Source organism: Streptomyces sp. SID5643 (genome assembly GCF_009872555.1).
Taxonomy (GTDB): Bacteria; Actinomycetota; Actinomycetes; order Streptomycetales; family Streptomycetaceae; genus Streptomyces; species Streptomyces iakyrus.
The window spans coordinates 1-12295 of sequence record NZ_WWIC01000104.1 but is presented as its reverse complement, the minus strand read 5'-3'; the positions used below and the strand labels follow the sequence as shown (position 1 = coordinate 12295).

Below are 12295 nucleotides of genomic sequence, written 5' to 3'. Positions count from 1 at the left end.
CGGGAAGCCTGCTTCGAGATGAGTATTCCCACCTCCTTGAGAGGGTAAGGCTCCCAGTAGACGACTGGGTTGATAGGCCGGATATGGAAGCACGGTAACGTGTGGAGTTGACCGGTACTAATAGGCCGAGGGCTTGTCCTCAGTTGCTCGCGTCCACTGTGTTGGTTCTGAAACCACGAACAGCCCCACGTGCCACACGTGGTGCGGCGGTTCACAGTTTCATAGTGTTTCGGTGGTTATAGCGTAGGGGAAACGCCCGGTTACATTCCGAACCCGGAAGCTAAGCCTTACAGCGCCGATGGTACTGCAGGGGGGACCCTGTGGGAGAGTAGGACGCCGCCGAACAATTCTTCTGGAAAACCCCCGCATCTTCGGATGCGGGGGTTTTCTGCGTTTGGGCCCCCTTTCTGGGGCCTGTCGCTTCACAGGCGTCCGGCCGTCTTCAATGCCAGGTACGCGTCCGCCAGCGCCGGCGCCAGGTCCTCCGGGGTGGCGTCGACGACCGTCACGCCGTGGCGGCGGAGTTGTTCTGCCATGCGGTGACGCTCTGATTGGGCCTGGGCGGCTGCTGCGGCCTCGTAGACCGCGTCGGCGTTACCGCGTGCTGTGGCCATTTCCGTGATGTGAGGGTCGGCCACCGACGCCAGCAGGACGGTGTGGCGCTGGGTGAGCTGAGTGAGGACCGGGAGCAGGCCTTCTTCGATGGGGGCGGCGTCCAGCGTGGTGAGCAGGACGATCAGGGAGCGGCGGGGGGACGTACGCAGGGCGGTCGCTGTGAGGCCTCGGGCGTCCGTTTCGACGAGCGCCGGCTCCAGCATGGCCATGGCGTTGACCAGGGCGGGAAGGACGTCGCCTGCCGTGCGGCCCTGGACGAGGGCGCGGACCTTGCGGTCGTACGCGAGGAGGTCCACCCGGTCGCCGGCACGGGAGGCGAGAGCTGCGAGGAGAAGCGCCGCGTCCATGGAGGCATCGAGACGGGGTGCGTCGCCCACGCGGCCGGCCGAGGTTCGGCCGGTGTCGAGGACCAAGAGGATGTGGCGGTCGCGTTCGGGGCGCCAGGTGCGTACGGCGACCGTGGTCTGGCGGGCTGTGGCGCGCCAGTCGATGGAACGGGTGTCGTCGCCGGGGACGTACTCGCGCAGGCTGTCGAACTCCGTGCCCTCGCCGCGGGTGAGGACGCTGGTGCGGCCGTCCAGTTCGCGGAGGCGGGCCAGTTTGGAGGGGAGGTGCTTGCGGCTGGTGAACGGGGGCAGGACGCGTACCGTCCAGGGGGCCCGGTGGGTGCCCTGGCGGGAGAAGAGGCCGAGGGGGCCGTACGAGCGGATGGTGATGCGGTCGGCCTGGCGGTCGCCCCGGCGGGTGGGGCGGAGGCCGGTCGTCACGCGACGGCGTTCGCCCGGAGGGACCGTGAGGCGGTGGCGGGAGGCCGCTGTCTCCGTGCCGGGCTGCCAGCTGCTGGGGGGCCAGGCGTCGCGGAGTCGGGCGCGGAGGGGGCGGCGGGACGGATTCGTGATCGTCAGGGTCACTTCTGCCGTGTCGCCGAGGCGTACGGAGGTGTCGCCGGAGCGGGTCAGGCCCAGGCGGCGTACGGGGGCGGCCAGTGCGAAGTCGCAGGCGCAGGCCACGGCCAGGGGAGCGTTGACCGCCAGGATGCCCGTCCAGCCGGGCTCCCAGATGCCGACGGGGATGGAGCCCAGGGCCGCGAGGAGGGCGGCGCGTCCGGTGAGTGCCATCAGCGGGGGACGGGGACGTGGGCGAGGATCGCGTTGATGACGGAGTCGGCCGTCACGCCTTCCATTTCGGCCTCCGGTCGGAGTTGCACGCGGTGGCGGAGGGTGGGGAGGGCGAGTGCCTTCACGTCGTCGGGGATGACGTAGTCGCGGCCGGTGAGCCAGGCCCAGGCGCGGGCGGTGGCCAGGAGGGCCGTGGCGCCGCGGGGGGAGACGCCGAGGGTGAGGGAGGGCGACTCGCGGGTGGCGCGGCAGATGTCGACGACGTAGGCGGTGATCTCTGGGGAGATGGTGGTCCTGGCGACGGCGGCGCGGGCGGCCTCCAGGTCGGCGGGGCCCGCTACGGGGCGTACGCCGGCGGCCTTGAGGTCGCGGGGGTTGAAGCCCTCGGCGTGGCGGGTGAGGACGTCGATCTCGTCCTGGCGGGAGGGCAGGGGGATGGTGAGTTTGAGGAGGAAGCGGTCCAGCTGGGCTTCCGGGAGAGGGTAGGTGCCCTCGTACTCGACCGGGTTCTGGGTCGCTGCGACCAGGAACGGGTCGGGGAGGGGGCGGGGGGTGCCGTCGACGGTGACCTGGCGTTCCTCCATGGCTTCGAGGAGGGACGACTGGGTCTTGGGGGGCGTGCGGTTGATCTCGTCGGCGAGGAGGAGGTTGGTGAAGACGGGGCCGGGCTGGAAGGAGAACTCGGCGCTGCGGCTGTCGTAGACCAGGGAGCCGGTCACGTCGCTCGGCATGAGGTCGGGGGTGAACTGGACGCGTTTGGTGTCGAGTTCGAGGGCGGAGGCGAGGGCGCGGACCAGGAGGGTCTTGGCGACGCCGGGGACGCCTTCGAGGAGGACGTGGCCGCGGCAGAGCAGGGCGACGACGAGGCCGGTCACGGCGGGGTCCTGGCCGACCACGGCCTTGGCGATCTCGGCGCGCAGGGCCTCCAGGGCGTCTCGGGCGGCGCCCGGGTCCCCGGTCTGCCCGGCGTTGTCAGTGGTCGGGTCCATCATGGACGGCGTACCTCTCTTTCGAGGGCGTCGAGTCGGTCGGCGAGTGCGATGAGTGCTGCGTCGTCGCTGGGCGGTGGTCCGAAGAGGAGGGATTGCCGGTCCTGGCCGTCGCCGTGGAGGTGGGCGGACAGGGCGGGGAGCAGGGCCTCGGGCGTGTGCGCCTGGGTGACGGGGACGCCCACGAGGGGGGCGAGGCGGGTGCGGGTGGTGGAGCGCAGGGCGTCGGCCGCGCGGTCGCGGGCGTCGGTCTTGCGGTAGAGGCGGGCGCGGCCTTCGGCGGTTTCGGAGGCGCGGATCGCTACGGGGAGTTTCTCGGGCACGAGGGGGCCGAGCCGGCGTGCCCGCCAGAGGGCGGCCAGGGCTGCGGCGATGAAGAGCTGCAGGGTGCCCCAGAGCCAGCCCGAGGGGAGCAGGTCGAAGAAGCTGCGTTCGTCGTCGGGGTTGGCGGCCGACGGGTCCGAGAGCGAGGGGAGGTACCAGACCAGATGGGGGCGGGAACCGAGGAGTTGGAGGGCGAGCGAGGCGTTGCCCTGCTCGTCGAGGTGGTCGTTGAGAAGGATGTCGGGCGCGCCCAGGGCGATGGTGTCGCCGTGCCCTGTGCCGTCCGGGATGCGCAGCAGGGTGGCCAGGCGTTCGCTGGGGTAGCAGGCGTTGGCGCCGAGGTGGGTGGTGGTGTAGCGGACGCCGCCCGTGTCGGCGGTGCCGGCGCGCTGGGCGGCGGGCAGGGTGCAGTCGGGGGAAAGCGTCGAGTCGAGGCTGGTGGCGGGGTCGGCGGTGACGCCGGGGGCGAGCCGTTCGATGGAGGCGCTGCCCGAGGCGACCAGGACGGTGCGGCCGCGGGAATCGGCGAACGCGTTGTGCAGCCGGGTCTGCTGAGTGGGGGTCAGCAGGTCGGGGGCGGCGACCAGGAGGGTCGTGTCCGGGCCGGCCGCGGTGGCTGCCTCGTCCAGGGTGGTGACCACACGGGTGTCCACGCCCCGGTCGGCGAGGAGCTCGGCGATGGCGCGGCTGCCGCCCGGGTCGGCGGAGCGCGGGTCGAGTTCGCCGTGGCGGGCGTCGGAGCGGATGACGGCGATGGCGACGGCTCCCGCGAGGAGTACCACGAGGGCGAGTGCGACACCGCGCGCGCGGGTCCACACCTGGCGGGCGGTGGGCGAGGCCGAGGTGGACGTGAGGGTGGCCTCGGTGGTCATTCGGCGGCTCCCTGGCGGGTGTGGGGGGCCGTGGTGGCACTGCTCGTCGCGAGCTGGGGCTTGGTGCGTTCCAGGTCGCGGTCGAGTTCCGCGATGCGGTGGTACGACTGTTCGGTCGCCGAGCGGCCGCCGTATGTGACGTCGTCGAAGTCGCGGGCGGCGGTGCGCAGTCGGTCGGTGTGGGCGGGCAGGGCCCGGCCGGCTTCGGCTGCGGCCTCGTCGGCGGTGCGGCCGGGGCGGACGTCCAGCAGGGCGCGTTCCTCCAGGGCGCGGACGAGTGCGCGCATGCCCTCCTGGACCGCCTGGTTCCAGTGGCCCTGGGCGGCGTGTGCCTCGGCGGTGGCGCGGTGGTCGGCGGCGCTGCGGGGCCGGTCGTCGAACAGGGTTGCGGACGAGGTGGGTTGGCGGCGCGGTGTGCCCAGGCGCCACCACAGGGCGGCCAGGGCGGCGATGACGGCCAGGATGACGACGATCAGGCCGAGGGTGCCGCCGGGGGTGGCGCTCGATGCGGCGTTGAAGAGTTTGCCGAGCCAGTCCCAGAAGGCGTCGAGGGCCCGCTCGAACAGGCTGGGGTCGTTCTCGTGGTACATCCGCTTGGACAGCTCGCGCCGGGCCGCCTCGCGCGCAGGGTCGCGAGGGGTGGTGAGGGGCGGCTCGTCGGCGGAGCGGGCCGGCGACAGCAGGGAGGTGTCGCCGGCGCTCAGCAGCGTCCGTATGCCGGCGCCCGGCAGCGCCGTTGTGAGAAGTTCCCCCGCCCGGCTCACCGCATCAGCTCCCGGGGGTGGCGCCGGGGGCGGTGGAGCCGTAGCCCTGGACGCCGGCGGCGCGGGCCAGTTCGAGGTCGAGTGCCTCGCGGCGGATGCGCTGGTCGATGTAGAGGAGCACGGTGACGCCGGCCGTGATCGGGAACGTGATCATGGAGCCGATCACCGAGCCGATGCCGCTGATGATGAGGAACGTCCAGCCGAGGCTGCCGACACCGGTGTTGAGCCAGCCGGTGAGGCCGTCGCCGCTGAGGGCCGCGGCGAGGAGGGTGAAGGGGATGACGATGATCGAAGCGACGACGTTCGCGATGAGCGTGGCGAGCAGCTGGATGCCGAAGATCCGCCACCAGGTGCCCTGGACGAGCTTCGCGGAACGGCTCATGGCCTTCTTGATGCCCTGCTTCTCCAGCATGAGGGCGGGAGAGGCGAGAGAGAAGCGGATGGCCAGCCACAGGGCGACGATGCCGGCGCCGATGATGCCGAGGACGGTGAGGGCGACGCCCGGGCCGCTGCTCCCGGCGATGGTCACGAGGAGGCCGGGCAAGGCTCCCACGGTGACGACGCCGACGGTGATGAGCAGCAACACGCAGATGAGGCCGAACAGTTTGAGGATCTGAGGGCGGGCGTCACGCCAGGCCTCGCCGATGGTCACCGACTTGCCGAGCACGGCGCGGCTGGTGACGGTGGTGAGCAGGGCGGTCGCGATGACGGTGCCGACCAGGGAGATCACGAAGACGACGCTGGAGTTGAGCATGGCGTCGCCCATGGCGCGGCTCAGCTCGCTGAGGGTGGCGCTGGGGTCGTTGAGGGCTTCGGTGCTGGTGTCGTCCAGGACGAGCCCCTGGAACAGGACGACGATGACCTCGGTGAGGACGGCGACGGTCAGGGAGATGCCCAGGACCGTGCGCCAGTAGGTGCGCATGGTGGAGACGGCGCCGTCGAGGATCTCGCCCACGCCGAGCGGGCGGAGCGGGATGACGCCGGGCTTGGCGGCGGGCGGGGGGCCGCCCCAGCCGCTTCCCCACCCGCCGTGAGCTCCGGGCGCGCCGTGTCCGCCGTGGCCGCCGTACCCACCGGGGGGCTGGTTGCCCCAGCCCGGGCCGGGGGGTGGGGGCGGGGGCGCCTGGCCGGGGGCGGCCGGGCCGCTGGGGGCGGACCACTGGGCCGGTGGCGGTTGTTCCTTGGACCACTGCGGGCCGGGGTCCTGCGGGGGCCGGCCGGGCTGGGCCGGCTGGTCCGCGGACTGTGCGGGGGCGGGGCGGTCGGTGGGCTCGGCAGGGCCGGACTGATCCGGCTTCTGCCCGTCGGACGGGGCGGATCCGGGCGAGGCCCAGCCCGGAGTGTCGTTCATCGTCGCTCCTTCACGGTGCCCGTCCGCGGTCGCGGCGGCAGGTTGGCAGCCATCGTGCCATGGGGTGGTCTTGGAGTGACCGGCCGCGGTATGGGCTGCGTACCTTCAATTGTCCGCTCGATAGGGGGCAGACTGACGGCATGGCTGATCAGTACGCGCACAGCGGCGATGACAAGCGGCCGACCGAGATCCCGGCGATCCGCTGGGAAGAGCCACCGGAAGGCCCGGTTCTGGTCCTGCTGGACCAGACGAGGCTGCCGGCCGAGGAGGTCGAACTGGTCTGTACGGACGCGCCGGCACTGGTGGAGGCGATCCGCTCGCTGGCGGTGCGCGGGGCACCGCTGCTCGGCATCGCGGGGGCGTACGGCGTCGCGCTCGCCGCCGTGCGGGGCTTCGACGTGGACGAGGCGGCGGCCGCGCTGGCGGGTGCCCGGCCGACGGCGGTGAACCTGGCCGTGGGCGTGCGCAGGGCCCAGTCGGCCCACGAGGCGGCGCTCGCCAAGGGCGGCGACGTCCGGCAGGCCGCCGCGGCGGCGCTGGCCGCGGCGCGGCAGCTGCACCGGGAGGACGCCGAGGCCAGTGGGCGGATGGCCGAGCACGGGCTGGCACTGCTGGACGAGCTGCTGCCCGGTGGCGGACACCGGATCCTCACCCACTGCAACACCGGTTCGCTGGTGTCGGGCGGGGAGGGAACGGCGTTCGCGGTGGCGCTCGCGGCGCACCGGACGGGGCGGCTGCGGCGGCTGTGGGTGGATGAGACGCGGCCGCTGCTGCAGGGCGCTCGCCTGACGGCGTACGAGGCGGCTCGCAGCGGGATGGCGTACACGCTGCTCACCGACAACGCGGCCGGGTCGCTGTTCGCAGCGGGGGAGGTGGACGCGGTGCTGATCGGGGCCGACCGCATCACGGCGGACGGTTCGGTGGCGAACAAGGTCGGGAGCTATCCGCTGGCGGTGCTGGCGCGGTACCACCATGTGCCGTTCATCGTGGTGGCGCCGGTGACGACGGTGGATCTGGACACCGCGGACGGGGCGTCCGTCGAGGTGGAGCAGCGTCCCGGGCATGAGGTGACCGAGGTGACGGCGCCGCAGGTGCCGGTGGCCGGTGCGGAGGCGGGTGGTGGGATTCCGGTGGCGCCGCTGGGGACGCAGGCGTACAACCCGGCGTTCGACGTGACTCCGGCCGAGCTGGTGACGGCGATCGTCACGGAGGAGGGCGCTGTTTCGCCTGTGACCGCTGAGGCGCTCGCCGAGATGTGCGCGCGGTCACGCCGGGTGGCGGCGGGCTGAGCAGGGCGCTGCGCGGGGTGCACGGGGCGGCGGCGGGCTCCGGCGCCCTCGCCGCTCCGTCCTGCTGGAGATCATTTACGGGCCGGCGAGGGCAGACAGTAGCGCTTGCTGCGACTATGGTCACTGGCCGGTGACCTACCTCACCACTGCCTTCGCCACTGTTATGAGAATGGGATGCTCTCACTCTGATCAACAGAAACGGCCCCCCTACCTGCGCCGATGCGCGGGGAGAGGGGCCGTGACATCCAACGGTGACATCAAGCGGCTTCTGAAACCGAGTGCGCCACCTCCAGCTCAAGGATCCGGGCGGGCTGTCGAAGAAGGCGATCGAGCTGCGCAACGGCCTCGATGACATCCGGGTCCAGAGCCTCAGCGTAGATGTCCATAGTCGTCGCGATCCGGCTGTGCCGAAGAACCGCCTTGACGACCCTCGGATGCACTCGCAGGTGGACCAGGAGCGTGCCGCAGGACTTGCGGAGCCCCTTGGGGTTCATCTTGTCGAGCCCCTCCGCTTCGATGATCCGTTGCATAACCAGGTAGAAGTGCGCGGCCTGAAGCGGACGCCCTGTACGCGTGACGAAGACGTGCCCATCTGGATCATCGAACCAAGGGCGTCCCCTGCTGATCGCGCGTTCCCGCAGCCAGGCCGTGCGTAGACGGGCCCATCGCAGCGGTGCGATGCACTGAGCAGGCAGAGGCAGAGCAGCCTTCGAGGTCTCAGTCTTGAGGTCCACGTCGACCGTGCCAGCGCTCGTGCGCTGCCGCTGCTTCTCAACCAGGATGATCCTGTTGTCCAGGTCGATGTCTTCCCAGCGAAGCCCGCACACCTCGGCACGCCGCAGGCCGAGAAGGCACACCACCAGGAACGCCGGGTAGTACGGGGTGCGGCGCCGGGCAGTGGCCAGGAAGCGAAGCAAGCTCACGGCGTCCCAACTCTTGCCGCTGTCCGTGGTGGCCCGCACATGGACGAGCTTGGCCACGTTCCGAGTGACCCCGATGTCTTCGACCATGGCGGCCGTGAGCGCCGCCGAGAGGGCCCGAAGCACCCGCTTGGCGGTCTTGGCCCCTTCGTCCTCTGCAAGCCGCTGGACGACCCCGCGCAGCTCCTTGACGCCCAACTTGACCATGACCTTGGAGCCCAGCCGAGGGCGGAGGTGGAGCCGCACGGCTGCCTCGTAGGTCCGGTAACTGTTGTGTGCCAGGTTCGGCTTGACGATGACCTCAAGCCAGTAGTCGAACCACTGTCCCAGGGTCATGTCACGGGTCGGGGTGGGGACGCCGCCCTTGGCACGGTCGATCAACTCACGACGCTTGCTGTCGCACTCGTCGTAGGTCCGCCCGTAGGCGTATTTGCGCTTCACTGTCCCGTCCGGCTGTGGGACGTACACGGCCGCCTGGTAGCGACCATCAGAGCGCTTCGTGACCGTGCCGGACCCGTTCGGATTCCGCTTCCGCCGAGGCATCAGGCGGCCTCCTTGAGCCTCGTACGGATGTACTCCTCGACCGCGCTTTCCGGGATCCGACGGCAGCGCCCCTCAGTGATCGAACGGAGCCGCTTGGAGCGGATCAGGTCGTAAACCTTGGACCGGCCGTACTTGAGCCGCGTCATGACTTCGGGGACGGTCAGCAGTGCGGGCGGTGCGGTGGTCATGCGGCGGCTCCTTCCAGTTCGAGCAGGCCGGGTAGTTCTTCTCGGGCGGCTTCGCGGTTCTGTTGGATGTCGCGGCGGATGTTGGCAGCGAGCCAGGATTCGCCGGGGGTGTGGCCATGCCCGGCGTAGGTCCAGTGGGCGAGGGTGAGCGTGGTGGCCTCCGGGGCGTCGTCGGGGTCGGGCAGGCCGAGGGCTGCGCGCTGCTGGGCGGCGCGGTAGTCGGCGCGGGTCTGTCGGAGGGCGCCGAGGGTGGTGGAGTAGCGGCGGGACTTGGTGGAGAAGTGGCCACGGAAGCCGAGCATGTGGGCCCAGTCGCGCAGCTTGCGGTCCGGGTAGAGCGGGTGCAGGTCGAGGCAGGCCTCGATCAACCGGCGGGGGTGGTCGGGGACGCCGAGGAGCACCGCGGCTTCCTTGTTGCCGACGCGCCGGTCGAGGGTGCCGGTGGTCTCGGCGGCCTTGGTGGCGTACTTGGCCAGGTAGGAGGCGACGGCCTGTTCGGTGATCTCCTCGCCCTCGTCGAAGGCCTTGATGGTGCGTACGTCGAGTTGCGTTCCCCAACGCAGGGTCCGGGCCGGTTGGTCACCAGCCGGGGGCACGTCGACCTCGACTCGGGCAGCGGCGGCCCGGATCGCGTCGGTGAGCAGGTTGAGAGTGGCCCAGGCCGGGGGCGGGGTGTCGGGTCCCTCCGGCCCGTCGAAGCGGATCACGGCATGGAAGTGGACAGCCCCGCGCTTCTGGTACTCGGCGACCTTGCCGAAGGACAGCCGGGACTGCTCCCGTGCGGCCTTCTGAGTTAGTCCGGCCCGCTTGGCGATCTCCCGGCGCAGGTAGATCGTGAAGTACCGCCACAGCTCGGAGGCGTGGTTGTTCCACAGCACCGCGCCCGCGTAGTCGTACGTCGCCGGGTTGAGCGGCGTCCCCAGCTCGGGCGCGTCCTCGGCGTGACGCGTACCGCAGGCACAGGGCCGGTTGCCGGGGCGATTGTGCACCGGGCCGAAGGACGGGGCGGTGAGGGTGGCGAAGACCCGAGGGTGATCGCGGACGGTGTGCGGGGTCCCCTTGTTCGGGTCGCCGACGAGCCCGGCGCGGATGAGGTGGTAGGTGTCCCCGGCGTAGGTCCAGGCGCAGGCTGGGCAGCGGGAAGCGCGCCGGTTGCCGCACGCGAGGCGGAGCATGCCGCCCGGCTCCTGGTCGGTGCTGTAGGCGTGCAGGACATGGCCGCTCGCGCGGTCGACGGTCTTGGTCGCGCCGACGAGGCGGATCGGGTCGGCGCAGCCTCCGGTGCGCTTGATCTGTTCTTGCCAGCGGTCGAAGTCGGCCGACCCGGCCACCCTCAGCACGTCGGCGAGGGTGGCCGGGTCGAGCCCCGCCGGGGTGGCGGAGTCGGTCACGCGTCGTCCTCCGGGGTGGCGTGGCGGTCGATCCAGTCCTCGGCGCAGACCTTGTGGACGGGCTTGCCGCGGTCGGAGCGAAGCGGGGTCGGCTTGGTGCAGATCACGCAGGGCTTGTCGCCGGAATGGTCGTAGTGCTCGGGCGAGCGCCAGTTGAGGAGGGCCACGTCAGTCACCGTCCCGACCGAACGAGACGGGGGGCGGGGGTGGTGTGGCCGGTGCCCTTGCAGGTCGGGCAGGTGACGCGGAGGGTGGCGCGGGTGCCGTCGGCCTGGCGGGCGCCAGTGGTGATGGCGACGACGGGAAAGCCGTCGCAGTCGCGGCAGACGCGCGTGTTCTGGGCGTGCTCGGGCATGATGAGGTTTCCCTTTCGGGTCTGTTGGATCTGGAAGGGGTTGCAGGCGCCGGGGCGGCGGTTCTTTGGCGAGAGAGCCGCCCCGGGGCCGTTCAGCGGCGGCGGTTGCGACCGCGCGGAATGGGCGGGATCGAGTCGTAGGCGTCGCGACCCTGCTGGAATGAGGCCCGGTCGCTGTCGCTCATGCCGGACTCGCCGATCTGCCGGGTGATGCGGTTGGCGGTCTTGCGGTCGCGGTGGCGCTTGGCGATGGCGTACTCGCGGCCGAGTTCGGCCATCTGCGGGTTGGACGGGGTGTCGTTGTTCTTCCGCTTGAAGATGCCCATGTCAGCGGTTCCTTTCGGCGTTGAGGATCGAGCGGAGGACGACCGCGCACACAGCCACGGAGGCGGCGGTGATGGCGACCGCGAGGAGCATGGAGACCAGGACCGCGCCGACGACGAGGACCACGGCGCCACCACCCACGGCGAGGGCGAGCGCGCTGCCCGGGGTGAGCTGAACCGTCGGCCGGTGAGAGGCCGAGGCCACCGGCGCCGGGGCAGTCGGCTGGACGGGGGCCGGGGCCGGAGCGGTCGGGGCGGTGGCCGTTACCAGGGGCGCGGTGTCCTGGGGCGGGTACTTCGGGGTGAACACGAGGCGGTTCCCTTCTCTACTTGAGGACGGTGCCGAGGGCGGGGGCGAGGAAGCTTCCGGCGACGAGGTAGCCGCCGACCAGGAGCACGGCCACCAGCCACCACGGCGGGCGGGCGAGCTTGACGCCGAGCCATCCGACGACGAGCAGGGCGAGCCAGAGCGGAACGTCCACGGCGATCTCCTGTCAGGCCTTGCAGCGATGGGTGCGGGCGGCGAGTTCGGCACCGGCACGGGTGCTGTAGTCGGCGTCGAAGCCGCAGCCGGGAGCGGTGCAGGCGGCGGTGTGCCTGTCGCGGCCACGGCCGTCGTAGGACTTGGCGACCTGCACGGGGCCGATGCGGATCACGTTGCGGAAGCGGCGGTAAGCGGGCACGGGCGGCTTCTCCCCTCGGGTCAGGTGAGCTGGAGTTCGGCGGCGAGGGCATCGGCCACCGGGGCGGGCAGTTGGAGCCGGGCGGACAGGGCCTCGGCGGGCATCGGGGAGCCGGTCGAGGCCTGGTGGGCGTCGGCGATCTTCCGGGCGTGGTCGAGCAGCGCGGCCGGAACGGCGGGGGCGCTGGGTGCGGGCTGCGGTGGGCTGGGGTTCAGCTCCGGCGTGGTCGGGGCGGGGGCGGGTTCGTCGGTGCGGTGCATCTCGACTTCCGGCGCCGCGACCTCGTCCACAGCCTGTGCAGGAGCGGCCGGTTCGGTCGGCGTGTGAACCAGAAGGGTTCCGCCGAGGAAGGCCAGAGCGGGCCAACCAGCGACGAGGATGCGCAGCCATGCGGGCACGTGGGTCAGGTCGAGGAGTCCGGCGGTGGCGATGTTCGCGCCGAGCGAGGCGGTGAGGGCGATGACGAACCAGGTCCAGGCGGAGCGGTCGCGGCGGGCCGTGCGCAGTCGATGCCAGGCGGCGACCAACAGCAGGTCGACGCTGACCGGGTAGGCCCAGGCCTTCCAGCCG

The 12295-nt window shown here is 71.6% G+C and carries 16 protein-coding genes and 2 rRNA genes; 3 read left to right on the top strand and 15 right to left on the bottom strand.

What is annotated here, in order from left to right; genetic code table 11:
• Positions 1 to 141: ribosomal RNA gene (locus GTY56_RS13240) — 23S ribosomal RNA — on the top strand; the annotation flags it as partial.
• Positions 142 to 228: 87 nt separating this feature from the next.
• Positions 229 to 345 (top strand): 5S ribosomal RNA (gene rrf, locus GTY56_RS13235).
• 77 nt (positions 346 to 422) lie between these two features.
• Here the strand turns inward: rrf and GTY56_RS13230 are convergent.
• Genes GTY56_RS13230 through GTY56_RS13210 form a run of 5 tightly spaced genes read right to left on the bottom strand, consistent with a single transcriptional unit; the run spans position 423 to position 6033 of the window.
• Positions 423 to 1733, bottom strand: a complete 1311-nt coding sequence (locus GTY56_RS13230) for a DUF58 domain-containing protein (RefSeq protein ID WP_161365456.1) — start codon at positions 1731 to 1733, stop codon at positions 423 to 425.
• The gene (locus tag GTY56_RS13225; RefSeq protein WP_202510108.1) at positions 1733 to 2722 is read right to left on the bottom strand and encodes an AAA family ATPase; all 990 of its coding nucleotides are present in this window, start codon (positions 2720 to 2722) and stop codon (positions 1733 to 1735) included. Before GTY56_RS13225 ends, GTY56_RS13230 begins: the two co-directional genes overlap by 1 nt.
• Positions 2722 to 3918 carry a DUF4350 domain-containing protein gene (locus GTY56_RS13220; protein WP_161365452.1) on the bottom strand — a complete coding sequence of 399 codons (1197 nt, stop codon included), beginning with the start codon at positions 3916 to 3918 and terminating at the stop codon, positions 2722 to 2724. Before GTY56_RS13220 ends, GTY56_RS13225 begins: the two co-directional genes overlap by 1 nt.
• The gene (locus tag GTY56_RS13215) at positions 3915 to 4682 is read right to left on the bottom strand and encodes a DUF4129 domain-containing protein (RefSeq protein ID WP_161365450.1); all 768 of its coding nucleotides are present in this window, start codon (positions 4680 to 4682) and stop codon (positions 3915 to 3917) included. The genes GTY56_RS13220 and GTY56_RS13215 overlap by 4 nt, the downstream gene beginning before the upstream one ends.
• Before the next feature lie 4 nt (positions 4683 to 4686).
• The gene (locus tag GTY56_RS13210) at positions 4687 to 6033 is read right to left on the bottom strand and encodes a glycerophosphoryl diester phosphodiesterase membrane domain-containing protein (RefSeq protein ID WP_161365449.1); all 1347 of its coding nucleotides are present in this window, start codon (positions 6031 to 6033) and stop codon (positions 4687 to 4689) included.
• Between the two features lie 140 nt (positions 6034 to 6173).
• Between GTY56_RS13210 and mtnA the strand changes: the two genes are divergently transcribed.
• Positions 6174 to 7322, top strand: a complete 1149-nt coding sequence (gene mtnA, locus GTY56_RS13205; protein ID WP_161365447.1) for an S-methyl-5-thioribose-1-phosphate isomerase — start codon at positions 6174 to 6176, stop codon at positions 7320 to 7322.
• 257 nt (positions 7323 to 7579) lie between these two features.
• Here the strand turns inward: mtnA and GTY56_RS13200 are convergent, their stop codons facing one another.
• From GTY56_RS13200 to GTY56_RS13160, 10 genes are all read right to left on the bottom strand, one after another.
• On the bottom strand, positions 7580 to 8785 hold the full coding sequence (locus GTY56_RS13200) for a site-specific integrase (protein ID WP_161365445.1): 1206 nt from the start codon (positions 8783 to 8785) through the stop codon (positions 7580 to 7582).
• Entirely contained in the window at positions 8785 to 8973 is a 189-nt protein-coding gene (locus tag GTY56_RS13195) for a helix-turn-helix domain-containing protein (protein WP_161365443.1), read from the bottom strand. Before GTY56_RS13195 ends, GTY56_RS13200 begins: the two co-directional genes overlap by 1 nt.
• Positions 8970 to 10364 (bottom strand): replication initiator protein RepSA, encoded by a 1395-nt coding sequence (gene repSA / locus GTY56_RS13190; protein WP_161365441.1) that lies wholly within the window; start codon positions 10362 to 10364, stop codon positions 8970 to 8972. Before repSA ends, GTY56_RS13195 begins: the two co-directional genes overlap by 4 nt.
• Positions 10361 to 10540: a hypothetical protein gene (locus GTY56_RS39915; RefSeq protein ID WP_237524768.1), complete on the bottom strand. Its 180-nt coding sequence runs from the start codon at positions 10538 to 10540 to the stop codon at positions 10361 to 10363. The genes repSA and GTY56_RS39915 overlap by 4 nt, the downstream gene beginning before the upstream one ends.
• Positions 10537 to 10719: a hypothetical protein gene (locus GTY56_RS13185; RefSeq protein ID WP_161365439.1), complete on the bottom strand. Its 183-nt coding sequence runs from the start codon at positions 10717 to 10719 to the stop codon at positions 10537 to 10539. Before GTY56_RS13185 ends, GTY56_RS39915 begins: the two co-directional genes overlap by 4 nt.
• A 92-nt stretch (positions 10720 to 10811) precedes the next feature.
• On the bottom strand, positions 10812 to 11045 hold the full coding sequence (locus GTY56_RS13180; RefSeq protein ID WP_161365437.1) for a hypothetical protein: 234 nt from the start codon (positions 11043 to 11045) through the stop codon (positions 10812 to 10814).
• A gap of 1 nt (position 11046) precedes the next feature.
• Entirely contained in the window at positions 11047 to 11352 is a 306-nt protein-coding gene (locus GTY56_RS13175; protein WP_161365435.1) for a SpdD protein, read from the bottom strand.
• Between the two features lie 16 nt (positions 11353 to 11368).
• On the bottom strand, positions 11369 to 11524 hold the full coding sequence (locus tag GTY56_RS13170; RefSeq protein ID WP_086083352.1) for a hypothetical protein: 156 nt from the start codon (positions 11522 to 11524) through the stop codon (positions 11369 to 11371).
• A gap of 12 nt (positions 11525 to 11536) precedes the next feature.
• On the bottom strand, positions 11537 to 11725 hold the full coding sequence (locus tag GTY56_RS13165) for a mobile element transfer protein (protein WP_161365433.1): 189 nt from the start codon (positions 11723 to 11725) through the stop codon (positions 11537 to 11539).
• Positions 11726 to 11745: 20 nt separating this feature from the next.
• On the bottom strand, positions 11746 to 12295 hold a 550-nt coding region (locus GTY56_RS13160; protein ID WP_161365431.1), incomplete at its 5' end, for a DUF2637 domain-containing protein.